The organism is Vallitalea pronyensis, assembly GCF_018141445.1.
GTDB classification, from domain to species: domain Bacteria; phylum Bacillota; class Clostridia; order Lachnospirales; family Vallitaleaceae; genus Vallitalea; species Vallitalea pronyensis.
Map to the genome: position 1 here is coordinate 2,234,634 of NZ_CP058649.1, position 25,428 is coordinate 2,260,061.

A 25,428-nucleotide genomic window follows, 5' to 3' on the forward strand; every position below is an offset into this window, starting at 1 on the left:
GGTTCAAACCATGAAAGATGAATAAAAGTCAAAAGGAGCTTATGATGAACAAAGTGATGATTGTTGATGATGAACCACTGACCCGTTATGCCTTAAGAAAAATAATCAGTCAACACATTGATGGACTCGAGGTGATTGCTGAAGCAGAAAATGGCAAAGAAGCCATAGAAAAAGCTAAGACATGTTTACCTGAACTCATTTTTATGGATATCAAAATGCCAGGATTAAATGGTATAGAAGCATCGGAAAAACTGCTTATGGATTTACCTCATCTACACATTATCATATTAACGGCCTATGATCATTTTGATTATATCCAAAAAGCGTTGGAAATTGGTATTGAGGGGTACTTACTCAAACCTATTAGTAAAGAGACAACTGTAAAAAAAATTAAGGCAATCATTCAGCGTATACAACTTCTGGAAAAACAAGAAAATGCCCGTAAAACCTTAGAAAAGAATATTGATTCTGTTGTCCGCATGATGGAAAAGGATTTTGTGGATCAGATTGTTCAAAAAGATTGCCATGAAGACATGATGAAGCAGTACATGGATTTTTTAGGCTACCCCATGGTGCACGGCTATTTTATGTGCATTGCTTTTGACGAGCCAACAGAAAATATCTATAACAGTTCCATCATTCGAGAACGAAACATCAAAAAGATTGTCAATGGCATTCAAAAATACATGCCCTTTATGACCAAGTTCATTATCGGGAGCCCTTTGGGGAATTGCATTGTTGTGTTTCTTTATAGTGAGGATTTGACCGTGTATGAACAGCAAGCTGAAAGTCATATGATCGCTAATCATGTGATACATAAATTAGAACTCGTGGAAAAAATAACAGTGAAAATTGGTATAGGCCATGCCTACAAAGAACCCCATAAATTCAGAGATTCTTTTTTTGAAGCTTATCATACCATTCAATACATGAAGCCCCATGAATATGTGTTGCATGCATATGATTTAGATGTTATACCTGAGGCAGTTTCTTATCCATACCCACAAAAAAACATACAAGTTTTAAAAGAAAAAATTCAATTAGGCTCTTTGGAATCCTATACATTGGCCCATAACCTTTCAAAAGAAATATGTCAAAGTGGCATGGACATAACGTTGCTCAAGGAATATGTAATCCAGTACTGTTATGATATACGCCACCTGATGTGTGAAACCTTTCATGATTTACATGGTTTAAGAAGCGATTTTGTGAGCCAACTGCTTAACAGTACATCCATTCATGAAATGAATACCATTGTGGATGTCCAATTGGACCTAATACTCCATAAACTTTTAGATGAAACGGAAGATAGTAACCAAAAGATGACAAAAACAATATATGATTATGTTAACCTGCATTATAAGCAAAACATATCCTTAGATGGTTTAGCAGAAGCCCTCAATAAGTCAAGTCAATACACATCAAAGCTTTTTAAAGATATCTTCAAAGCTAATTTTGTTGATTATATAACAGGGAAACGAATGGACGAGGCCAAGGATTTATTAAACACAACCCACCTTCGTATCAAGGAAATTGCATATCAAGTGGGTTATGAGGATTCCAATTATTTTTGCCGGTTATTTAAGAAGAAATTCGGTATAACACCCAAAGAATACAGGAAACAACGTTCAAGAGTGGAATAAGGCAGGTGACCCACATGACATTAAAGAAATGGGTGAGCAGTAAGACAGAGAGATGGACATTAAAACGCATACTGATTGTGTTTTCCTCTTCCATTGTAGGGATTATGACTTTATTGCTGATCTCCGTCATGCAAGCCAATCACGTGTTCTATAATCAATTGAATCAAGACCTCAGTCAGCTGGTTAATCTACAATCCAAAACAGAGGAGATTGAAGCAGCATATCATGCGATTAGAAGTTACACGTTAAGTGATGACATGACGTATCTAACCCAATATGAAGATGAAAAAGAAGATTTATTACGGTTTTTTGAAGGCTATAAACTAAAGGATAAAGGCTCTAATCCTTATTATCTTTATTATGATGCTTACAACATGTTTCTAAGCTTTACAGAACAAGCCGTTAGAAGTCTCACATTATTTGAAGAAGGGGCAGAGCCCCTATACGTCAATCACCAAGTCTTACAATTATCCAAGAATAAAAATTTCATGAAAGAACAGTTGGAAAAAATGATAGCTGTTGAGTTAGTAGAGATTAAGAACAAATACGGGGACATAGAGGCTGCAACGGCCAGCCGTGAGGAATTAATATATGTGATTATTTTCTTTATTATTACCTTCACCCTATGGGCTAATCATGGTATCACCAACAAGCTCTCCCGCCCTATTCATGCCTTATCAGTTCAGCTAAAAAACATTGCCAACGGTGACTATAACCGTGACCCTATCCAACAGTCTAGTATTGGTGAACTTCATTATATGATTGTTCGTTTTAATAAAATGAAAGTCAAATTGGCCGATAACATTGACCTAATGCATGAGAATGCCAAGATAAGAGAACAGCTGAAAAATCAAGAAATTGAATTATTGGAGACGGAAAACCATTTAAAGCAATCTAAGCTGGATTATTTACAGTCTCAGATTAACCCTCATTTTTTATATAATACGCTAAATTCAATCCAGACCTTAGCGGATATTGAGGAAGCGCCGTTAACGGAGAAGATGTTGTTTCATATGAGCAGTTTAATGCGTTATAACCAAAAAAAAATGAATGATATTGTCCGGTTAAAAGAAGAGCTGGATATTGTAGACAGTTATATTTACATTCAAATGATTCGGTTTGGTAATCGCATTCAGTATATTATGGACAAGGATGATGACGCGTTGAATACCCTTGTCCCGAGTATGATATTACAGCCTTTGGTTGAAAATGCCATGATTCATGGATTAGAGCCTAAGATAGGACAAGGCGTATTGAAAATAGAAATATATAAAGAACCGGGTCAAGTGGTGGTTTCGGTTTATGATAACGGGGTGGGGATGGACCAGGAGACTATGGATAATATTATGTTATATGCAGAGAGTGACCCAGGTAAGAATGGTATAAAAAGTTATCAAAGTATAGGATTGAGTAATGTTATTAGGCGATGTATGCTTTATTATGGGAAAAATATTTTGGAAATACAGAGTGAGAAGGGGCATTATACGCAGCTTAAGTTAGTTATTCCAGATAAAGAATAATTACACATGATATATTGGCTACCGTATGGAAGAAATTGCATAAGGTATGATAATAAGACACGGTGTAAGACGCCCGTAGGTAGATGGGTATCATAAATCCGTTCAGGTTAAATCATGGCAGAAATACTAAGTTCACTCAAAGCTAAATGTCTAAAACTGAAAACTCACTACGTTCAAACACTTCAGTTTCTTAACGTCATTTATCTTTTCATTCACTAAGAATTTCTAACCATGATTTAAACATCTCGGATTTATGATACCCATCTACCTACTAAGGTAATGAAAGGGGCTACGGGTAGTATATAGGATCCTTACTTATTAAGTTTGGCTATAGCCTATAATATGCCTTAGCCTAGTAGATTGGGGGTAGATACCATAAAGTTGTGATTTTTAAAAGAGTCTTAGAAAATCTTGGTGAGCGGAAGAGGTGTTTCCGTTAAGAAGATTACCTGTCTGACCGCAGGGAGTTGGTAAGCTTTAGGAAACACCTCTGGAGCAAACCTTAGTTTTTCTTAGACTCTTTTAACCTGAACAACTTTATGGTATCTACCCTCAATCTACGAAAGTCTTGTACTCTACTAAGTTTAGCATAAATAGTACTTTTTCCATGCAATAGCCCTCCATGACAATACACAAGCTATCACAACACAGAAGTTATTGACAGCTTCACGAACATCTGTTAGAATAATTTCATTATATAAAGGCGTTGATGAAGACATGGGTGTTGCGTATGTTGTTTCAGAGAACCGGTGGTTGGTGTGAATCGGTACAGCAGTGAGATCCGTATCCCTTCTGAGCTGAATTGCTGAACATGAGTAAGTGATTACGGGAGGTCCCGTTATAGACCAGGGTTTGATGGAACCTTCAATGAGCGGTCTTTTGATAAAGACAATTAGGGTGGTAACGCGGATTGTATTCGCCCCTACAGTATATCTGTAGGGGCTTTTTTAATACACACTTTTAAGCAGTAATGGTGTTCACCACCCTGTTCCTGAAGCGTTCCTCGTCATTAATAAAAGGAGGAACCAACATGTGTAAGAAAGATAAGCAAACATTTGATTTTGTGACCATGGAACATGACATGCTTAAGTTATGGGAAGATGAACAGTTCTTTGAAGCTTTAAGGCTTAAAAATGAGGGCAATCCAATTTTCCGATTTTTAGATGGTCCAATCACAGCTAACAACCCTATGGGTGTTCACCATGCATGGGGACGTACTCTGAAAGATACGTATCTCAGATACAAGGGGATGAATGGGTATGACTGCCACTATCGGAATGGGTTTGATACCCAAGGTCTTTGGGTGGAAGTGGAGGTTGAAAAAGAGTTAGGCTTTCAATCCAAAGCAGATATTGAGGCATATGGTTTAGAGAACTTTACGAAGAAATGTATTGAGAGAATCACCACATTCTCAGGTATTCTAACAGAGCAGTCCAAACGTCTTGGGCAGTGGATGGATTGGGAGAATTCTTATTTTACCCATAAGGATGGTAACATTGAAGGTATCTGGCATTTTCTAAAGAAGTGCCATGACAGAGGTTGGATCATCCAATATCATAAACCTATGCCATGGTGTCCAAGGTGTGGAACATCCCTATCTGACCATGAGATGTCAGGTTCTTATAAGCAGATTACCCATGAATCGGTATTTTTCCGGTTGCCTGTCCAAGGGGAAACCTATGATATGTTAGTCTGGACCACCACACCATGGACCCTTGCTGCTAATGTAGCCCTTGCTGTTAACCCGGCTATTGATTATGCGATGGTTCAACTAGAGGGTGATCAGCGTCCTATGGTGCTGGCAAAAGAAGCTTTACCTGTGTTAAAAGATTATGAGAAGACAGTTCTTAAGATTATAAAAGGTGAAGCCTTACTGGGTAAAACCTATGACACCTGTTTTCCCCATATGCCAAAACAAAAAGATATTCGTCATCAAGTGGTACCATGGGATGAAGTGGATGCCCAAGAAGGAACGGGCATTGTACACATAGCGCCAGGTTGTGGAGCAGAAGACTATGAACTGGGAAAAGTACTTGGTTTAGACAAGGTTCAACCTGTTGATGCATCCGGTGTGTTTATGGAAGGCTTTGGTTCTTTAACAGGGAAATCAGTCAAAGATGTGAATCCACTCGTTTTCCAACAACTAGAAAAGGACCGAAAACTATTCAAAGTTTTAGATTATGAACACAGTTATCCCGTATGTTGGCGCTGTAAGACGGAAGTGATTTATCGCCTTGTAAAAGAGTGGTATATCAAAAGTGATGCCATACGGCCTCAACTCATAGAAGCCGCAAAAAAAGTTACATGGGAGCCTGAGCATATGGGTAAACGGATGGTGGATTGGCTGACGAATATGGGGGATTGGAATATTTCTAGGAAACGGTTCTATGGCTTACCTTTACCTTTCTATGTATGCGAAGCATGTGGCAAATTAACGGTGGTAGGGTCCAAAAAGGAATTATTAGATAGACAGCATGGGGAAACCCATTTACCAGAACTCCATCGTCCGTGGATAGACAATGTACAGATACGATGCCCTCATTGTGAGGCTGTTGTTAAGCGAGTGCCCGATGTAGGTGATGTCTGGTTGGATGCAGGTATCGTGCCTTTCAGTACGTTAGGCTACTTTGAAGACCGTGAAAAATGGCAGCACTATTTCCCTGCTGAATGGATAACAGAGATGCGGGAGCAAGTTAGGTTATGGTTCTATTCCATGCTTTTTATGAGTGTTGTTCTGGAAGAAAGACCACCTTATGAGAAAGTTTTGGCCTACAACATGGTTGTATCGGAAGACGGTTCAAAGTTCTCTAAAACAGGTCATATGATTAAATTTGATGAAGCAGCAGAGAAGATGGGTTCAGATGTCATAAGGTATCTCTTTGCCAGCACCCATGTAACCAATGAAGTCAGATTTGGTTTTAATGTGGGTAATGAAGCCAGAAGAAAGTTGATGAGCCTCTATCAAGTGTATAAGTTCTTTAGGATGTATGCCGATATAGATCAGCCCGATGTTGGTTTGCAAGGTCTTGATAAAACCACTTGGGATGTACTGGATCAATGGTTACTAGCCAAGACCAGTCAGTTCATACAGGAATGTATAAAAGCCTATGAACAGTACAATACGGTAGGTGTTATCAAGTCATATGAGAAATTTATAGATGATTTATCCAATTGGTATATAAGGGTTAATCGCCGACGCTTCTGGAAAGCATCCGATGACAACAGCAAAAAACATGCTTATATCTGTTTATACCATGCACTAAAAACCACCGTACAATTGATAGCACCCATTGTTCCATTCTTATCGGAGTATATATGGCAGCATGGTATACGAAAGATGGAAAATGCTGTACCTCCATCTGTTCACTTATCTAATTGGCCAAAAGTTACAGAAGATGATCCACAAGAGGACGTATTACAAGAAGTAGCATACGCTCGTAAAGTGATAGCTTTAACCTTAAGATTAAGAAATGAAAAGCAAATAAAAGTAAGGCAGCCATTAAGTACAATGTATCTATTAGAGGATAAAAAGGGAAAAGCCCTTACGGAGCACATGAAAAAAGTAATCTTGGATGAGACCAATGTCAAGTCCATTGTATGGATCAAAGACATGGATCAACTGCAAGAAGCCTATCTAACCTTGGATTTTAGAAAAGCAGGTGCTGTGCTAGGGAAAGAATTACCCCAAGTCAAGGAATATTTGGATCATGCAGATGGTCAGACCATGGAACACTTGGTGCATGCATATACACATGATGGAGCAGTCATGGTTAATCAAAAAGCGTATGAGTCAACATTATTTATCAAACAGTATCGTCCATTAGAAAACATCCTAACAGTCAGTGAAGACCAAGTGATAGTAGGTCTCTCAACAGCAATTGACGAAGGGCTTAAACTGGAAGGTTATATGCGAGATATGGTCAGACATTTTCAAGTCTTTCGAAAAGAGTTAGGTTATGGTCTAGAACAGAGAATCCATATATCTGTCACAGTAGAAGATAAGGAAATAGAAGAAGTTATCACACGTTATAGGGATTATCTTCAACAAGAGCTATTGGCGGATACCATTAACATTAAATCTACAGAATGCATGGCTAGAAAGACTGTATCCATAGGGGATAAGCAAGTCATGATCATGAGTCAAGAAGTTTGATACATGTAGGATAGACCTTGTAATATATTAGCCTAATAGAACGCATCTAATAAAAACAATCACTTGGAATGTCTCATAAAATGCAATTTTGTTGGCTAGAAGTTTCTGGTAATTATAAGAGGCTAAGCTTTTCAGACCCCTAAACGTCCGTGTTTAGTAGTGCAACATATCAATGTTGCTTAAACAGGGGTCTCGCCGCGATGGCTGCGCTTCTCGCTTAACCTCTTATAGTTGCCTATGATATTGACGTTATTTTTCTTGTGACAGCCCCAACCCTATGTGAAATAATTTACTAACCTCTTAAAAATGCAAATAAGCCTATTATTGTCAGTGATAGAACGATAAGCTAACACATGATTAATTCAAAATCATCCCCAACTTCCACCACAATTCGTTCTGCATGGGTCGTCGCATACAAGTCTTGCAACACCCCTTCAAAAGCATGTGTATAAGCCTCAGGTATGGTCAATGTTAAACAGCCTATAGCATCTTTCATGGACAACGCTTTTTCTGATTTGTATTTACGAACATCGGATAATATCATTTTCAAGTAGTCTCCAAAAGCGATGGAGAAGGTATCCATGGAAGTGGCCTTTTGCCATTTTGTTAAATGAATAGAAGGTGTACTTTCGTAGGTTTCATAATAAGCCTTATAAATTTCCTCTGTGATAAAAGGCGTAAAAATAGAATAAGCCTTTAATACCGTTAATAACGTGTGGTAAATGGCATATTGAGCCGATTGTCGGTTCTTCTTACCATGGACATCGGGTTTATACAAACGGTCTTTTACCAATTCTAAATAATGATCACAATAATCATGCCAGAAAAAACTATCCAAGACTTGTCGCGCCAAGCCTATTTCGTATTGGTCAAGGTGTTGAGAAGCTTTATCTCGAGCTAATCTGCTTCTGTCCAAGATCCATTGGTCTTGAGGTAACACGTGATCCACTTGACAAGGCTCCCAATCCTCAAGATGCATCAAGGAGAACTTAGCCGCATTCCATAATTTTGTTATGAAACGTTTTGATACTTTCAGATCGTCTTCTGAGAAGGTTGTATCGGTACCTAATTTTGCAGAAGCCGCCCAGTACCGTACACAATCAGCCGAGTGGGTTTCAATGAGTTTTTTAGGTTCCAGTTTAGCATTTTTTTTGGACTTACTTATTTTTTCACCTTTTCTTGCCAATACGAAACCGCAGATCATGATATCTTTCCAAGGTATGATACCAAAATGAAAGTATGTTTTAGCCATGGTATAGAAAGCCCAAGTTCGAATAATTTCGTGAGCTTGTGTCCGCATGCTCATGGGTAATAGCTGATCGGTCATATCGTCTGGTTCACCATAACGGGCATTGATAAGTGGGGTTACCGATGAAGTAGCCCAGGTATCCAACACAGCAGACTCTGGACGAAAATCGGTGGAGCCGCAGGAACAAGGGGACGGGGGAGCGGTTTCTAATGGGTTAACGGGTAAAGCCGTTTCGTCGGCAACCATGATTGCACCACATTTTTCACAATACCATACAGGAAAAGGTACACCAAAATAGCGTTGTCTGGAAATACACCAATTCCACTTAAGATTCTCAACCCAAGTGGTATAACGGGTTTTCATATAGCTTGGATACCAGTTAATATGATCCGCTAATGCCAGCAGGGTGTCTTTATGGGTAAGGATATCAATGTACCATTGTTTAGAAGGCATAATTTCAATGGGATGACCGCAACGTTCATGAACAGATACTGTATGTTGAATAGCGTATTTTTTAATCAGCAGATTTTGCTCAGTAAGCAGTTCTATGATACGCTGACGTGCCTTCTTCACATGCATACCACCAATATAAGGCACTTCTTCAGCCATAAAACCGTGGATGTCTATGGCTTTTTTATAGTCAAAGGAATAGGTCTTATACCATTCCAAGTCTTTGGTATCGCCAAATGTACAACACATGACCATTCCTGAACCTTTATGCATATCCACATCTTGGTCAGCTAAGATAGGTACGGTGAAATCATAGAGAGGTACCTGGGCTTTTTTACCAATCCAATGGGCATTTTTTGTATCTTCTGGATGAACAAAGATGGCCTGACAGGCATAGAGCAGTTCAGGTCTTGTTGTAGCAATTTCGAGAACCTGCCCATCAACCATGAATGGTATATGGTTAAACGTGGTATCCAATTCCTTTGATTCCAGTTCTGCTTGAGCAATAGACGTCTGACAGTGAGTACAATATAAGACAGGACTCTCCTCAAGATAAGCTTTGTTCTGCTTATATAAATCGATAAATGATTTCTGTGAAATACGCTGGGTTCTTGGTTCAATGGTGCGATATACCAGGTTCCAATCGCAACTGAACCCAAGGGAATGCCAGAGCGCTTGAAATTCCTGTTCATAGGCTTCTACCACTTGATAACACTTTTGTGTAAACACGCTTCTAGGTATATCTTTTGCTTGAATCTTAAGATCATTTTCTACCAGTCGTTCAGTAGGCAGGCCATTATCGTCAAAACCAAAGGGATAGAATACGTTGTATCCCTGCATGCGTTTATAGCGAGCAATCATTTCTGCCTGGGTATAGGAAAAAATATGCCCAATGTGTAGTTTGCCGCTAACAGTAGGAGGAGGGGTATCAATGGAATAAATATCACCAGAATCCTCTGGATGAAAGGTGTATATCTGATTACTTTCCCAAAATTTAGAAAGTTTAGCTTCTGTTTCTGATGGTTTATACTTTTTACTTAGCATAGCAATCACATCCTTACAAAAATTTTCTTAACCTTGTCAAATAATGTTGTTGGAAACAAACAAAAAACTCCATCCTATAATAATAGGACGGAGTCTATATCCGCGGTACCACCTAAATTCATGATATCATGCACTCGAGTTTTCGGATAACGGTGAAAAACCGATGAGTTCTAATGCCATGTCTATGTGGAGCAGGTGCTGTTTGCCACTGTTCTTACATGGTTTCTTCTCATAGCTCGGAGACTACTTCCTTGAATTTTTCATGGAGTATTTCACCAACCTACTCCTCTCTGAGAATCACCATTCAAGTACTTCTTCTCGTCACAGCTTATTTTGTTCTTCTTATAGGGAAAGTCCTGTAAACTTAGCATATGAAATAGAAGCGTTTTCATATGCGTCAAGGAAACTTTCCTAACGGACAAATCCACTTTGCGGAACGAGGCATAGCCTCTTTTGTTCTTTTGAATGTCTTGTATTCTAATCCTTTTTTTCGCATTTGTCAAATACTTTTTTTAGAAAAGCCAAAGTTTTAGAAAGTAGGTTGCATAACACGACGTGAATAGGACAAAAATGTATCAAGTAGACACTAAGTTCTACCGAAATGGTTAACAAATTTTATCAGAAGTATTGTAATTGACATGGATACCCGATATAATATGGTATATAAAAGGTATGTATTGTTATACCAATTCATAATGAAAGGAATAATAGGATGCTGCATATAGACCATCATACAAAAAGTACCATCCATCGTACCATTGAAAAATTAAGGCAATCATACATGACACCAATAGGTGACCTCTCCCTTACAGGTTGGATCACCAAAGAACCTGTACCCTTTGAGGACAGATTACAAGGGGAGAAAAAGGAACTTAAGCCTGGAGATAGCTGGGGACAGCTATGGGACTGCGGCTGGTTTCATATCACAGGTCAAGTACCACAAGAAGGAGCAGGCAAAAAGATTGTCCTGTTAATCGATATTAATGGAGAGGGGAATATCTACGATGAACACCTTTGTCCAATAAGAGGCATCACCAATGTGTCCTCTACATTTGAACGGTCTCTGGGAGAACCCACGAAGAAAGTCTATCACTTTCTTGACAAATCCCAAGGTAATGAAGCCATTGATTTGTGGATGGAAACAGGTTGTAATGACTTGTTTGGTAGTTACTGCAAAGAAGGCACCATTGAACAAGCCCAGATTGCTGTATGCCATGATGATATGCGTCAATTATATTATGATTTTGAGGTCCTTAGAAATTTACTTGACGTGTTAGAGAAGAACTCAGCACGTTATCATGAAGTTTTCAGAAGTCTAAAACGAGCGGCATATGCTCTTAATCCTCTCAATGATGAGACCGTCAAACAAGCAAGACAAATACTGAAAGAATCTCTTGATAAACAAGGGGGCGACCCATCATTATCCATATCCGCAATTGGTCATGCTCATATTGATTTAGCTTGGCTTTGGCCTATACGTGAAACCAAACGTAAAGGTGCCCGAACCTTTTCTACAGTCATGGGTTTAATGGATCGATACCCAGATTACGTCTTTGGTGCCAGCCAACCCCAGCTCTTTCAGTGGATGAAAGAGGATTATCCACAACTCTATGATAAGATGAAAAGCCGCATAGAAGAAGGCAGATTTGAAGTACAGGGCGGTATGTGGGTAGAGTCGGACACCAATGTACCCTCAGGTGAGTCCCTTGTTCGGCAACTGCTCTATGGTAAAGCTTACTTTAGAGAGGAATTTAATAAAGACATGAAGGTTCTTTGGCTGCCGGATGTATTTGGTTATAGCGGTGCCTTGCCCCAGATTCTAAAGAAATCAGGTATTGACTATTTTATGACCATTAAGCTGTCTTGGAGCGAAGTCAATAAATTTCCACATCACACCTTTAATTGGGAAGGGATTGACGGTACATCGGTCTTGGCCCATATGCCTCCAGAAGGCACTTACAACAGTTCAGCCACACCAAAAGCTGTCAAGGATGCAGAACATAATTTTAGGGATAAGGGCGTTAGTGATGAATGCCTGATGCTCTATGGCATTGGTGATGGCGGTGGAGGACCAGGTGCAGAACACTTAGAACGTCTACAACGGATGAAAAATCTTAGCGGCATAGCGCCAGTAAAACAAGAACCTGCTATTGACTTTTTTGAACGTTTGAAGAAGTACCAACAGGACTATGCCACTTGGAAAGGTGAATTATACCTGGAGAAGCATCAAGGCACGTATACCACCAGTGCTAAAAGTAAATGGTTTAATCGTAAAATGGAACTTGCGCTTGGTCAATTAGAATACTTGTTCACCCTTGTTCAACAAGATGCAGTATCTTATGACCAACAAACCATTGAAACCCTATGGAAGGAAGTCTTGTTATACCAATTCCATGACATTTTACCAGGGTCATCCATTAAGCGTGTATACGATGAATCCATTGCTCGGTATGCATTATGTTACAAGCAAGTTATGGATATGATAGATGATACACTGGATGTATTACAAAAGGACATACAAACAGAAGACTTAGTAGAACCTTACCTTATGATGAATCCTACATCCTATACAAGGTCTGAATGGGTTACAATAGGGGAGCATCATCATCATGTAACAGTACCCCCATATGGCTATAAGATCATTGATAACCAAAAGGTTCTTAACCAGCCAGAATGTGCCATGCAAGGTGATTCATCTTTTATTGAAAATGACTGTGTTAAAGTTGAGTTTAATGAGGCAGGTGCCATAAGTCGCATCTACGACAAGCAGCATCATCAGGAAGTGATTGAGGGCACGGGTAACCAACTAACCCTTTATCATGACCACGGTGATGCATGGGATATATCCATGGACTATCCTGCTTATGTGGAGCAAGTGTTACAACCAGACCATACAACCGTAGAGGTGGGAGCAACCTATGTAAAAGCTACCCAAACGTATAGCTTTGGGGATAGTAAGATGACGCAGGATATTGTGTTGCATGCAGGTAGTTCCAGAATCGATTTTATTACGGATATGTCATGGCATGAATCCAACAAAATGCTCCGGGTGGCATTCCCAACGACCATACAAACCAATCAAGCAACATGCGATATCCAATTTGGTCACATTAAGCGTTCCAACGACAACAATACCACTTGGGAAGGTGCTCAATTTGAAATCTGTGCTCAAAAGTGGGTGGATTTATCCCATGCAACTTATGGTGTAGCCTTGATGAATGATTCCAAATACGGTTATGCTGTAAATGGCTCTACCTTAGACCTTGATTTAATACGCAGTACGAATTACCCAGGAAAAGACATGGATAAAGGACAGCATCAGTTTACCTATGCCCTCTACCCACATGCTGGTGATACCTTCCAAGGCGGCGTTAATCAGGAAGCGTATGCCCTAAACGTACCCCTTGTGATAAAACCTTGTGACCCTTCACAAGGAACACTGGCTATGGAACAATCCTTTATACAGTCAGATAACCCGCAGATTGTCATTGAAACCATCAAAAGAGCAGAGAACGGTGACGGCATAATTGTACGTATGTATGAATCAGCAGGTGGTTCGGCAACAGGTAACATCACATGTCACATACCCCATAGCCAAGTACAAGAAGTGAATCTGATGGAAGAAAGTATGGATAAAGCATGCATCATAGAAGAGGGTAAGATTAAGCTGACTTTCCAGCCATTTGAGATTAAAACGTTGCATCTTTATTAAATAACATGCATAAGGAACGATTACACCATAGAATTTTATAACTTGAAAACTTTGTAAATTTAAATAAGGTTAATATTTTATATTTTCATGTAATAAATGATGTTATATTTATGATAGCTATTCTATCTTGTAAATCATGTGAAGGGGCTGTCTCATTAAAACAAAATAACGTCAATATCGTAGGAAACTATAAGAGGTTAAGCGAAAAGCGCAGCCAAGGACGGCGAAGCGCAGACCCTCTAAACACGGACGTATAGGGGTCTGAAAAGCTTAACCTCTTATAGTTTCCAGAAACTTCTAGCCCAAAAATATTTAATGAGACAGCCCCCTTCTTTATTCGTCTTGAACAATAGATTGTGTCGATTCACGCTCAACCAAGGTTACTTCCAGCACACAACTTGGAAGGGAGGTTACACCCCTTTCAATGCATTCAATGAGCAAATCAGCAGCTTTCTCACCCAGCTTGCCATAATCTTGTTGAATGGTGGTAAGAGGTGGATAAGTATGTTGGCATAGGCTGAGATTATCAAATCCCACAATGGAGTATTCCTTTGGACATATGAAATCATGCTGTCTCCCATAACGAATAAAAGCACTAGCCGTTTCATCATTCACACAGACTATACCGGTAAACCCTTTTTCTCTAATGATGGAAATGAGCCCCTTAGAATTAAGTTGATCTTCAGCATGTAAATCTGTGAAGTAGAGGATGTTGTTGCTTGCAATATCCGCCTCATGCAGTGCGTGAAGATAACCTAAGTATCTATCACTAATGCTGTTATTATCTTCTGCATGTTGATAGGATAGAAAGAGTATATGATGATGGCCTTGATTAATCAGATGTTTGGTGGCAAGATAACTGCCTTGTACATTATCCACAGTGGCAGATGGTATATCCAAACGATCAATGGCGTTGCTCATCATAACCATTGGAAAATGTTTAGCGTACAGACGATAGATGCTCTCATTATAAGAGGTTTTAATGGGATAGATAATTGCCCCAACATAGTTATCGTCATAGAGTTTATCCAGTATTTCGTTTTGCTTATGGGTGTCATGGTCACTAAACAACAGTGTCGTATGATAGCCTTTTTTCATGACTTGTTTAGAGATACTATGAATGGCACTCAGTGTTGTCCCATGATAGGTATCATCTTCTTTAAAGGGCAAAACAACAGCAATGGTGCCTTGTTCATAGGGGGAGTGTTGAGGGTGTTTTTGTTTTTTAACAAAACTGCCGCTACCTCGAACCCTATAGATTAAGCCTTCTTCCTGTAAGATGTTGAGGGCTTTTTTTGACGTAATACGGCTGACGCCATAGTCCATGGACAATTCATTTTCAGTGGGTATTTTTTCATCAGGCTTTAACCTGCCGGATTGTATGTGCTCTTTTATATCTTGTGCTATTTTTTTATATAATATTTCCATGTGGATCCTCCGTAGAAGCATTTGCTTTTTATAAGTATATACCAATATTATACCAAATGCAACCAAGCTTAATAAATGAGACATACAAATATAATAGAAAGTTAACAAATATACACTTCATATTTCTACTTATAACCCTTATAATGATAGAGGAGTAATTAATAAAAGATGACATGGGGACTGTTTTGAATGGTCATTGTTCTTCGTACATGAACAGGGTTCTAAGATGATGGCAGAGATATTTAAGCAGGTACAGGGGAGAAACAAATGATAAAAAAAACCATAATAGCCTTAATGGTTGGTATAGGATTAGGTGTTACAGGTTGTGCTCAAAAAGAGCTGCCAGAAAAAGAATCACAAGCAGCTACAACATTACATGTGGGTATTGAACAAGATGTATTCGACTTACCTTATACCATTACGGAAGTCAGAAAAGACCTTGATGGTGATGGTAAGGATGAAATGATGCAAGTGGTTTTAACGGAGGGGAAAGACCTAGGTGATAACCGTTATGAAGGTAAATGTGCCCTTCGCATGATCGATGATCGCGGACAAGTTCTTCAAGAATTATCCATGGATGATTATAAAATATTGATGTTTCCCAAGAATTTTGAGATTGTCTTCAAGGATTATAATCAAGATGGTATCCTTGATTTCAATATTGGTTATGAAAATGTAAAAGATAAACATGCCTATTATTATAAATTCTATACATTAATGGATAATGGTCAATTAAGTGAAATGAAGTTCATGAATTACTACTGGATAAAAAGCTGTTATACGGGGAATTCCTATGCATTTCCAGTGGTTGATGACCAATTAGTGTCTTATTATAAAATAGATGATATGTATTATTATGAAAGCTACAAGTGGGAAAAAGAAGGTTACTATGGTGAAGGTAAGCAATTGGTCAGCCATCTTGATTATAAAGATCTGGATAAAAGTGTCATTCGACAGCATCTGGATACCATGGAACAAGAACTTCAACTTGGTATGACAAGGAAACAATTAATTGATGCAACAAGTGAATCCATGACTTGGTTATTGGAACACCAAGAACAGGTGGATGTCTATGCCTTTAACCATGGTTTAACGGAAAAGGATAGGGCTTATAGGAGCCAGCTATTAACATTGGACAGTGAGATGGATGACCTTAATGAACGGTTCATATCTGAAGGAATTTATGATTTTAAATCATTAACAAGGGAAGAGCTTCAAACAAAAATAAAGGGTATCGTCAAAGATGAAATTGAAGAATATCCTTATATGTCATATGAAGATTACCCTTGGCACGTTGATGAAGAAGATTATAGACTGGCTGTTGGGCATTGTGGTCTATCTAAGTTTATGTTGTTATACGACCATCAAGGTCAGTTTGTAAGCGGCCATACATGGTCGGATAACGTGGGATTACCACCACAAGCTGTCTATCGAAAAAAACAAAATGCTTTTTCAGTGACGCCCATACACTATGGAAGAGGTACAGGCATTTCCTTGTTTGGCGGTCGCTGGTTTGAATTATATAAGGGTAATCTTATTCCCATGATGGATTATTTAACAAATGGTCATGAAGTCCCACCGCCTCATATATCTTATGCTCACGTGTATCGCATATTGAATGAAGTATACAGTGAAGAAACAGGTGATTATCAAGTGACCTATTATGCTGGCATCAATATATCGGAGGAAGAACTTAAAATTGGTACCAAGGTGACTGTCTACTATAAATGGTTGGAAGATCGACAGCAGTTTGACATGAAGAAAAATATTCATGATGTATTATATGAAGATATTTTTTATGAGGGTATCGAAGATGATATATTGAGCGATAGTTATAAACACATTAAATCCATGGTGAACAGTGGTGATGAATTTACTAATCAAAATATGATTCCATTACTGGCTGCATGTGGTCAAAGTAATAAGCGGGACAGTATACTAAAGACATTGAGAATGTGGTGCCTGGAGCAGGAAGACCAAGAGTATTACATAAAGTTAATACAAATAATTGATAATACACTAAAAAGGAGTTAACAACATGCTAAAGACAACAAGACGCTACATCACGATTATCATTGGACAATTCATAGCCGCCCTTGCTTTTCGGTGTGTGCTATTACCCAATGATCTCATAGCTGGAGGTTTTGGTGGTATTGCCACGGTGGTCAATAAATTAACAGGGATGAATATTCAGCTGGTCTTGATTATACTTTGTATACCTGTTATTCTATGGGCTTATCTGAAATACAACCGTAAACTAGTGTTCTATGCAGCGTTTTGTTTTGCTATCTTTACATTTTTTATTGGTTTTATTGCCGATGTTATACCTGAATTTACAACGGATAAAATAATTGCCGCTATTGTAGCAGGTGTCTTATTTGGTATTGCATCGGGTATGATTATTCGGGTTGGTGCTGCTAATGGACCAGAAGCTATTATTGGCATGTACCTGAAAGATAAAAAAGGCATTACCATTGGGACTTACTTTACGGTACTCAACAGTGCTATCTTAGGCTCTTCACTGATTTTTGGTGATATAACCATTATTATTTACTCCCTTATTAGCATCTATATTGGGGGAAAAGTGACAGACTATATTATATTGGGTACCAGAAGAGATTATTGCGTCAATATCATATCGGAGAATTTCCTTGATATTACGGAGTTTATCCATAATGAGCTAAAGCGAGGTGTAACCTTTGTGCCATGTGTGGGTACATATAAGGTAAATAAAAAAATGATGATTAAAGCAGTAGTCACCAATGCAGAACTGGTCATACTGAAAAATTACGTGGCCTCTTTAAAAGATAACAGTTTTGTCTATGTGACAGAAAGCATTGAAGTTTTTGGAGGCGGGTTTACGGACTAACATAAGGTTATTTATTAATAAACAAGGCTGTCTCATAAAATGATCGCCTATGAACAGAGGAGCTACTTCTATCTGTTATAGGTCATTCACTTTTATGAGACAGCCTTTTATGTACTGTGATAGTATACTAAAAGCGTGTACTGCTTTTGGTACTGCTTAACGGTATTGGAAAAATTCGATGAGTTCCCCATCATAGCCTATAACAAAGGCAATACGGATAGGTACATCTTTTTCATGACCGTTAATGGTAAGGTCTTCAGGTGCCATGTGGCTGGAACATCCTGCTTTTAGAGCCGCATTGTACATGGCATCACATTCATCCGTTAAAAAAGCAAAGTGAATCATGGGTTCTTGCTGTAACGCACCATTGGATTGCCCTCCGTCAAATATTTCAATGTAAGTGCCATCACCCATGTCCAACATACAAGCGCGCTCTTTTCCTTCACCCCAAGATAAAGCCATATTGAGACCCAGTGTATCCTGATATAGACCCACACTTTTGTCGAAATCTCGTACTTTTAATGCAATATGGTGAAAACCTGTATTTTTAAATGTTGAATTACTCATTCTATTCATATGTAACCTCCTAAATTTTTATTAGGTCTATTATAGCATTTTTTTATGGCGTTGATAAAGTATTTATGAACATATAGTCTAAATATCTTAAAAAAAGTAAAAATATCACATGTTTATTTTGACATAGAGGCTTTATAATGGATATGATGAATACGAAAAGGGTGGCTGATTTTATGATAAGAAATCGGAAGATAGGTACAAAATTATTGATGTCATTCAGTCTGATTATTATTTTTACATCCTTATTAATCAGTGTATTAAGCTATAAAATTACGTCTAATGTATTAGAAAAGAATCTAAAAATCTATTCAGATGAGTATCTAGCCCAGTTAAGTAGAAACCTGGAGAATACCTTGGAAGATTTGAATGATGATTTGTTCAATAGTCTGAGTAGAACAGGATTATTAAATAGAAAAATATTACATCTTTTTATGAATGAAGCCAATCAAAACAACGATTTGCTCGGTCTTGATTTTAATCGTCGTGTATCGGAAGTTCTTGCTTCAAACGTATCGGTGAAAGCCATACTTATACAAAGCATTTATCAACAATCCTATTTTCAAAGAGACCCACAGGTAAGTATCGATATTGAACAACTCCATAAGGTATTATCGGATAATACCCAACGTTACGCTGTACTAAGAAATCTTAATGAGCGGTATGTGGTTATCATCAAGCCTTTGTTTGATTTATCCAATACCCAGTTAATTGGTCATGCCGCTATTGTTGTGGAGCAAACCTATTTCACCAATGAGTTTAAAAAGAATCAAACATACAAAGAGTGGGAAGTTCTGATTTTGGATAAGAACGAAGTGATTATTGCAGAAAATGAAGCCATACGACCCATTCACGACTACATCAGTAAGGAAATTGCATCAAGTGGTAAGGTGCAGCATGTATTCGACTACAACAATAAGGCTTATATGGTCAATGTGGTGACCTCCCCCAAAAAGCAAATACGGGTCATGAATATTATCCCCATGGATTCTGTTACCCGAGCGTCTAATCGACTGTTAGTGGTGATTGTATGGGCTTGTATGGGTGCCTTACTCTCCAGTTTTGTCATTGCACTGGTGACCACTGCTGGCTTCTCTAAAAACATTAAAATCCTGGTTGATAACATCCGCTCTTTCAAAGATGGCCAATTTGATACGTCTGTTGAGATTAATAGCAATGATGAAATCGGTCTTATTTCACATGAGTTTAATAAAATGACCAAGGAAATCAACCATTTAATTACGGAAGTCTATCATGAGCAATTGTTGAAAGAGAAAGCTAGGAAGGAGTCCATTAAGTTTGAGTATGATGCACTCCAAGCCAAGATGAATCCCCACTTCTTATATAATATTCTTGAATCCATCAACGGTATGGCAAAGATTCAAGGTAACCATGAGATCAGTGAAGTGGTATGTCTCTTAGGTGAATTATTAAGAGACAGCATTAGTGATGAAAGAACCAATATTTTTTTAGAAGATGAGTTGGCATATACGGAAAAATATTTGGCTCTGAAACAAATCACAAGCAAAAACAACATTGAAGTGGTGTATGATATTGATGAAATCCTATTAGGTGCTGTTGTGCCAAAGTTTATTTTACAGCCCATTGTTGAAAATGCCATTGTCCACGGTATTAGCAAGCAGCTTAAAAAAGGGAAAATTTATATTAAATGTGGTGAAATAAATGGGGATTTGGTGCTGGAGGTGCAAGATAATGGTCTTGGATTTAATCAGGATAAGTTACCGACAGTGGATAACAAACAGGGGCGATGGCAACGGACTCGAGTAGGTATTAAGAGTATTGATAAAAGACTGAAAATCTTGTTTGGAAACGCCTATGGTGTTGAAATTCATAGTGAAGAAGGTAAGGGAACCCTTGTTAAGCTTCGCATGCCTTATCGAACAGACATAGACAGTGAAAGGGGTGGTCATTAGATGTACAAAGTAGCCGTCATAGACGATGAACCTTACATTCGGGACTCGTTGGTGAATACCATTGATTGGAAGGGACTTCATTGTTCGTTGGTTTTTGCAGCAGAGGAAGGAAAAAGTGCCTATGCATCCATTCTGAAACATGAGCCGGATATTATCTTATTAGATATCCATATGCCTGGTATGTCAGGGCTTGAAATTGTGGAAAAAATAGTACAAAAGAACATGGCATGTAAAATAGTGATTATTTCAGCCTATCAAGATTTTAATTATGTGAAGCAGGCCTTGCAATTAGGTGTGTTTGATTATATTGCAAAGCCCATTAGGAATCGTGAAGTAAAGGATATTGTCATACGTGCCAAAAAAGTCATCGATGAGGAACGACGTAAAAAAACAGAAGAAAAGACCATGCAAGAAGAGATGGAAGTACTCACGGAATATTTTAAACATACAAAACAGTTGCTGAGCAGTCAAGTGATTCATAACATGATTCATCATCAAAGCTATGATGAATCCCTCTTAATGCTCCCAGAAAACATTCAAAAACATGCAACCCTTGTTATACAATCACAAAGTAAAGAAAGTGACCGTGTGGTTAACAAGAAATACATTCTGGACTTTATCGACAGCATTAAAGCAAAAGTCGATTATCAGATGGTGCAGACCATCATGAATGGTGATATTGTCTTGGTTTTATTCTTTAGTAAAAATACCAGTGCTCATGCTTATAAAATATATGCGAAACGGTTAAGTATTGCCATATTGGATTTTGTGAAAGAATGGGAAGATGTGGGTATTTATATTGGTATAAGCACCTTGTATAATGACGTGGATAGTCTAAGTCATTCCTATAAAGAAGCCCTTAATGCTGCTGGCAATCACTTTTTTTCAAGTAATAAAGACATTGTGTTTGTTGATGAAGAACATACCAATAAAAGGCATGCCAAGTTCTCCATTGTTCATGATTTGGATTATTTTTATCATACACTGGTCAATGGGGAAGAAAAAGCATTAGAAAAACAACTGGAACTGCTTATTGCTGGTATAGAAAATTATGCAGGGGGCAATATTTCTGTTGCTAAGACATTATTATCGGAAATATGTATTACCATTGCCCGTTACTCAGCCAGTCACGTAGCCAACAATCAAAAGCTGTTACCCCTTAATAAAGTGCTTTTTGATATTAATGAATTAAACCACATGGATGAAGCCTTTGCGTATATCAAAAATTATTTGAAATCCGCTTTGCATGTTCCAGAAAAAGATCCCGATTACTCACCTCTTGTTAATAAAGTGATTAAATACATTAAACAGCATTATATGCATGGCATTTCTCTTAACAGTACCAGCCAAGAAGTTGCTCTAAATCCAAGTTATCTAAGCCGTATGTTAAAGAAAGAAACAGGTAGGAACTTTAGCGACATTGTCCTTGAAGAACGTATGAAAGCCGCTAAAAATATGTTGAGAAATCCCAAACTAAGATTAAATGAAATTGCGGTACAGATAGGGTATAAAGACTATTCTTATTTTTATCAAGTGTTTAGCAAATATGAAGGCATGACACCTATGCAATACCGAAAAACATGTAAAGAAATATAATGTTAAGTCAAATATATGCGATATTTTTACGTCTTAGAAGGGTCTATACTTAAGTTATGTTTCACGATAACATAATTTATAGGACGAAATGGAGGATGTTTTGTATGAAGAAAATATTAGCCATGTTAATGGTAATAATCATCATGTCCACTGTCATGATGGGGTGTAGTAAAAAAGAAACAGAGAATGAAGGTGTTGATCAAACACCATCAGAGACCAACGACCAAGATGGGGATGCACTGGATAAACCTTTAGAAAAAGAAGAAGTCACCTTGACATTCTTTCACCACATGAGTGAGGAAGCTAAAAGGTTAGGTATTGAAAAACTTGCCGCTGCCTTTTCAGAACGTAACCCAGAAGTGACTTTTGATATTCAAGCCATGGATTTTGGTCAATATGCGTCAACCCTAAAAACAAAAATTGCAGCCGACGATGCACCTGACATTATGTTTGGTCGACCTAAAGGTTATTCGGACTTGGTGCAAGCGGGTCACATCATGGAGTTATCAGGTAATGATTATATTAACCATATGCAAGATTCCGCCCTTCCTGCATTAACAGTTGACGGGGGTGTTTACGGTATTGTACTTGACGTAACCGCTATGGGTACCTTCTATAATAAGGATATTTTTGCAGCCCATGGGCTTGAAGTTCCTACAACTTTTGATGAATTAATGCATATCGCTAAGACCCTTGATGCAGCAGGCATAACAGCTTTTTCAAGAGGATATAAAGATGCATGGACCGCACAAGTTGAACATAATGCATTTAATCACGGTGAGATGTTTGGCTTATATCCTAACTGGATGCAAGAAATCACCGAAGGTACAAAAAAATTCTCAGATTATCCAGAATTCACCAGTACATTACAAGCGTGGGCAGATACGCTTCCTTATAGTAATGACGATATTTTTGGTACAGATTACTCAAAATCCATTGAGTTGTTTGCTACAGGCCAAGCAGCCATGTTTAGTCAAGGTATGTGGGCTCTTGGTGAGATTAGAAAAATAGCACCTGATATAAATATCGGTTTCATGGCACCTCCTGCAACCAATCAAGCAGACCTTGTCAAGCTATCCGCATTTGGTGACGATGGCTTTATGATGAGTGCTTCAACCAAACACCCAGAATACGTTAATGCGTTTTTTGATTTTGTTTTATCCTCAGAAGGTGCGACCATATGGTCAGATACAGCAGGTCAAGTGAGCTTTATGAAAGATTCAGGCGTTACTTACACTGATCCAGCAATCTTAGAGTTCATATCCTATATTGAAGAAGGCAAAACAGTAGGCCAGGAAGATGGACCATTCCTTGCAGGTCAAATGGATGCCACTTATAGAGAGTATCAGGAACTGTTTGCAGCAAAAGGTGATAAAGAAGTAGAAAGTTTTGTTTCCGATTTAGATGCAGAGTTTGATGCCATTAGAGATTAACACATCATTTATCCCTACACAAAGTCATAGGACCTTGGTAATAAAGCGACCTTATAAAGTCGCTTTATTACATGGTTATGCATCATGGTGATAAAGCAAGAAAGGTGATAATGAGATGAAAAAATATATGAAAAAAATAAAAGCCAATGGATGGAAAATTGGATTTTTAGCACCTGCAATGATTCTGTTTATATTTATCGTTGCTGAGCCATTTGTTAGAGGGTTTATTTATTCGTTTACCAATTGGGATGGGGTAGCCAAGAATTATGACTTTATAGGCTTTAAAAATTACGTCAAGTTTTTTAGAGACCCAACGGTTTTTTTACCCATAAGAAACTCATTCTTATATACAGTCATTACGGTTATATGCAATAATGTGGTTGGTTTGGCACTGGCATTAGCCCTTAATAATAAATTAAAAGGTACGAAGATTTACAGAACCATATTTTTTGTGCCTTTCGTGATCAGTTTTGTATTGGCAGGCTTTTTATGGTCTTATATGTATACAGATGTCATAGGAGCTTTGTTCAATATCAACAGCTTACTAGGGAATCCAAAAACGGTCATTCCTGCCATTGCCATGATTTCTCTATGGCGTGACGCAGGCTATGTGATGGTCATTTATTTAGCAGGGCTTCAATCCATACCCCAAGAACTCTACGAGTCTGCCAAAGTAGATGGGGCTAATCCTATACAAAAATTCTTTAAAATTACCATACCCATGTTAACGCCTGCTTTTACCATTAACTTTGCTTTGTTCATTGGTTGGGGCATTAAAGTCTTTGATTATGTCATGGCCACAACAGGTGGCGGACCTGGGAAATCTTCTGAGACCCTTGCGTTATATGTGTATAAATATACCTTCAACTACAACAAAGTAGGTTATGGCCAAACAGTAGCTATCTATATGATGATTTTAGTTTTTATTTTATCGGGCTTAACAGCTGCCTTTTTTAGAAGAAGAGAGGTGGAGATGTAATGGATAATAAGCGAAAAAGAACAGGTTTAAACGTTCTCTACTATGTGGTTATTTCAGCCATTGCCGTGGTTTTCTTACTGCCATTTTATATTGCCATTGTCTATTCCTTCAAAACCAAAAGTGAGATTGCTTTTTCAGGATTAGCCTTTCCTAAAGTATTCCATTTTGAGAATTATGCAAAAGCCATTGAAGTTTCTAATTTCTTTGGGGCTTCCATTAACAGCTTGATTCTTACCTTAGCGGTTGTGCTCATTGTAACCGTGACCTGCTCCATGGCAGCATATGTCATTGCTAGAGGCAAAGGCGGTATCTATAATGCTCTATTCTATATGTCTCTTGGGGCTATATTGATACCTTTTCAAGTGGTGATGCTGCCATTGTATGTCTCGTTAAAAGAATTTGGTCTGATGAATACAAGGCTGGGATTGATTTTGGCTGTTGCTGGATTTCAGATTGGTTATAATATATTTATCTATACAGGGTTCATTAAAACAGTACCTGTTTCATTTGAAGAAGCGGCTCGCATCGACGGATGCAATCGGTTCTCAGGGTTCTGGTTGATTGTCTTTCCTCTGTTGAAACCCATTGTATCCACATCCGTTATACTCAATGCACTGACGGCTTGGAATGAGTTCCCTATATCCCTTATTGTGGCACAGAAAAATGCGGTACGTACGTTACCCTTAACCCAATTTTATTTTTTCGGTCAGTTTAACGTGGAATTGAATCTAGCTTTTGCCGCCTTCACGTTATCCATGATTCCCATTATTGCTTTATACCTGATCTTGCAGAAAAACATTGTGGGTGGTCTCATGGCTGGCGGTGTTAAGGGGTAGTTCTATTTC

The 25,428-nt window shown here is 38.2% G+C and carries 14 protein-coding genes and 2 other annotated features; of the genes, 11 read left to right on the plus strand and 3 right to left on the minus strand.

Features of this window, described 5'->3' with window-relative positions; all coding sequences use genetic code 11:
• Positions 1-17: 17 nt before the first annotated feature.
• The 3 genes from HZI73_RS09190 (at position 18) to ileS (ending at position 7,316) form a co-directional block, all read left to right on the plus strand.
• On the plus strand, positions 18-1,643 hold the full coding sequence (locus HZI73_RS09190; RefSeq protein ID WP_212697951.1) for a response regulator transcription factor: 1,626 nt from the start codon (positions 18-20) through the stop codon (positions 1,641-1,643).
• Positions 1,644-1,657: 14 nt separating this feature from the next.
• Positions 1,658-3,163 (plus strand): sensor histidine kinase, encoded by a 1,506-nt coding sequence (locus HZI73_RS09195; RefSeq protein ID WP_212697952.1) that lies wholly within the window; start codon positions 1,658-1,660, stop codon positions 3,161-3,163.
• A 697-nt stretch (positions 3,164-3,860) separates the two neighbouring features.
• Positions 3,861-4,090, plus strand: a binding site (T-box leader).
• 103 nt (positions 4,091-4,193) lie between these two features.
• Complete coding sequence (gene ileS / locus HZI73_RS09200; protein ID WP_212697953.1) at positions 4,194-7,316, plus strand: isoleucine--tRNA ligase; 3,123 nt, start codon at positions 4,194-4,196, stop codon at positions 7,314-7,316.
• A 346-nt stretch (positions 7,317-7,662) separates the two neighbouring features.
• Here the strand turns inward: ileS and HZI73_RS09205 are convergent, their stop codons facing one another.
• On the minus strand, positions 7,663-10,059 hold the full coding sequence (locus tag HZI73_RS09205; RefSeq protein WP_212697954.1) for a valine--tRNA ligase: 2,397 nt from the start codon (positions 10,057-10,059) through the stop codon (positions 7,663-7,665).
• A gap of 80 nt (positions 10,060-10,139) precedes the next feature.
• Positions 10,140-10,393 (minus strand) — a binding site (T-box leader).
• Between the two features lie 378 nt (positions 10,394-10,771).
• Here HZI73_RS09205 and HZI73_RS09210 point away from each other — a divergent pair.
• On the plus strand, positions 10,772-13,771 hold the full coding sequence (locus HZI73_RS09210; RefSeq protein ID WP_212697955.1) for an alpha-mannosidase: 3,000 nt from the start codon (positions 10,772-10,774) through the stop codon (positions 13,769-13,771).
• A 333-nt stretch (positions 13,772-14,104) separates the two neighbouring features.
• Here HZI73_RS09210 and HZI73_RS09215 read toward each other — a convergent pair whose 3' ends face one another.
• Complete coding sequence (locus HZI73_RS09215; RefSeq protein WP_212697956.1) at positions 14,105-15,199, minus strand: GntR family transcriptional regulator; 1,095 nt, start codon at positions 15,197-15,199, stop codon at positions 14,105-14,107.
• 267 nt (positions 15,200-15,466) lie between these two features.
• On the opposite strand from HZI73_RS09215, the gene HZI73_RS09220 reads away from it, so the two are divergent.
• Together HZI73_RS09220 and HZI73_RS09225 are read left to right on the plus strand one after the other, a co-directional pair.
• On the plus strand, positions 15,467-17,233 hold the full coding sequence (locus HZI73_RS09220) for a hypothetical protein (RefSeq protein ID WP_212697957.1): 1,767 nt from the start codon (positions 15,467-15,469) through the stop codon (positions 17,231-17,233).
• Between the two features lie 4 nt (positions 17,234-17,237).
• Entirely contained in the window at positions 17,238-18,068 is an 831-nt protein-coding gene (locus tag HZI73_RS09225) for a YitT family protein (RefSeq protein ID WP_212697958.1), read from the plus strand.
• Positions 18,069-18,224: 156 nt separating this feature from the next.
• Here the strand turns inward: HZI73_RS09225 and HZI73_RS09230 are convergent, their stop codons facing one another.
• Positions 18,225-18,644 carry a VOC family protein gene (locus HZI73_RS09230; protein WP_212697959.1) on the minus strand — a complete coding sequence of 140 codons (420 nt, stop codon included), beginning with the start codon at positions 18,642-18,644 and terminating at the stop codon, positions 18,225-18,227.
• Positions 18,645-18,817: 173 nt separating this feature from the next.
• On the opposite strand from HZI73_RS09230, the gene HZI73_RS09235 reads away from it, so the two are divergent.
• From HZI73_RS09235 to HZI73_RS09255, 5 genes are all read left to right on the plus strand, one after another.
• A complete protein-coding gene (locus tag HZI73_RS09235) occupies positions 18,818-20,575 on the plus strand; it encodes a sensor histidine kinase (protein ID WP_212697960.1) in 1,758 nt (585 codons plus the stop codon).
• Positions 20,576-22,171, plus strand: coding sequence for a response regulator (locus HZI73_RS09240; protein WP_212697961.1), 1,596 nt, complete (start codon positions 20,576-20,578; stop codon positions 22,169-22,171).
• A 104-nt stretch (positions 22,172-22,275) separates the two neighbouring features.
• A complete protein-coding gene (locus HZI73_RS09245; protein ID WP_212697962.1) occupies positions 22,276-23,604 on the plus strand; it encodes an ABC transporter substrate-binding protein in 1,329 nt (442 codons plus the stop codon).
• Between the two features lie 115 nt (positions 23,605-23,719).
• Positions 23,720-24,583, plus strand: coding sequence for a carbohydrate ABC transporter permease (locus HZI73_RS09250; RefSeq protein ID WP_212697963.1), 864 nt, complete (start codon positions 23,720-23,722; stop codon positions 24,581-24,583).
• Positions 24,583-25,419 (plus strand): carbohydrate ABC transporter permease, encoded by an 837-nt coding sequence (locus HZI73_RS09255; RefSeq protein ID WP_212697964.1) that lies wholly within the window; start codon positions 24,583-24,585, stop codon positions 25,417-25,419. The genes HZI73_RS09250 and HZI73_RS09255 overlap by 1 nt, the downstream gene beginning before the upstream one ends.
• Positions 25,420-25,428: the final 9 nt, after the last annotated feature.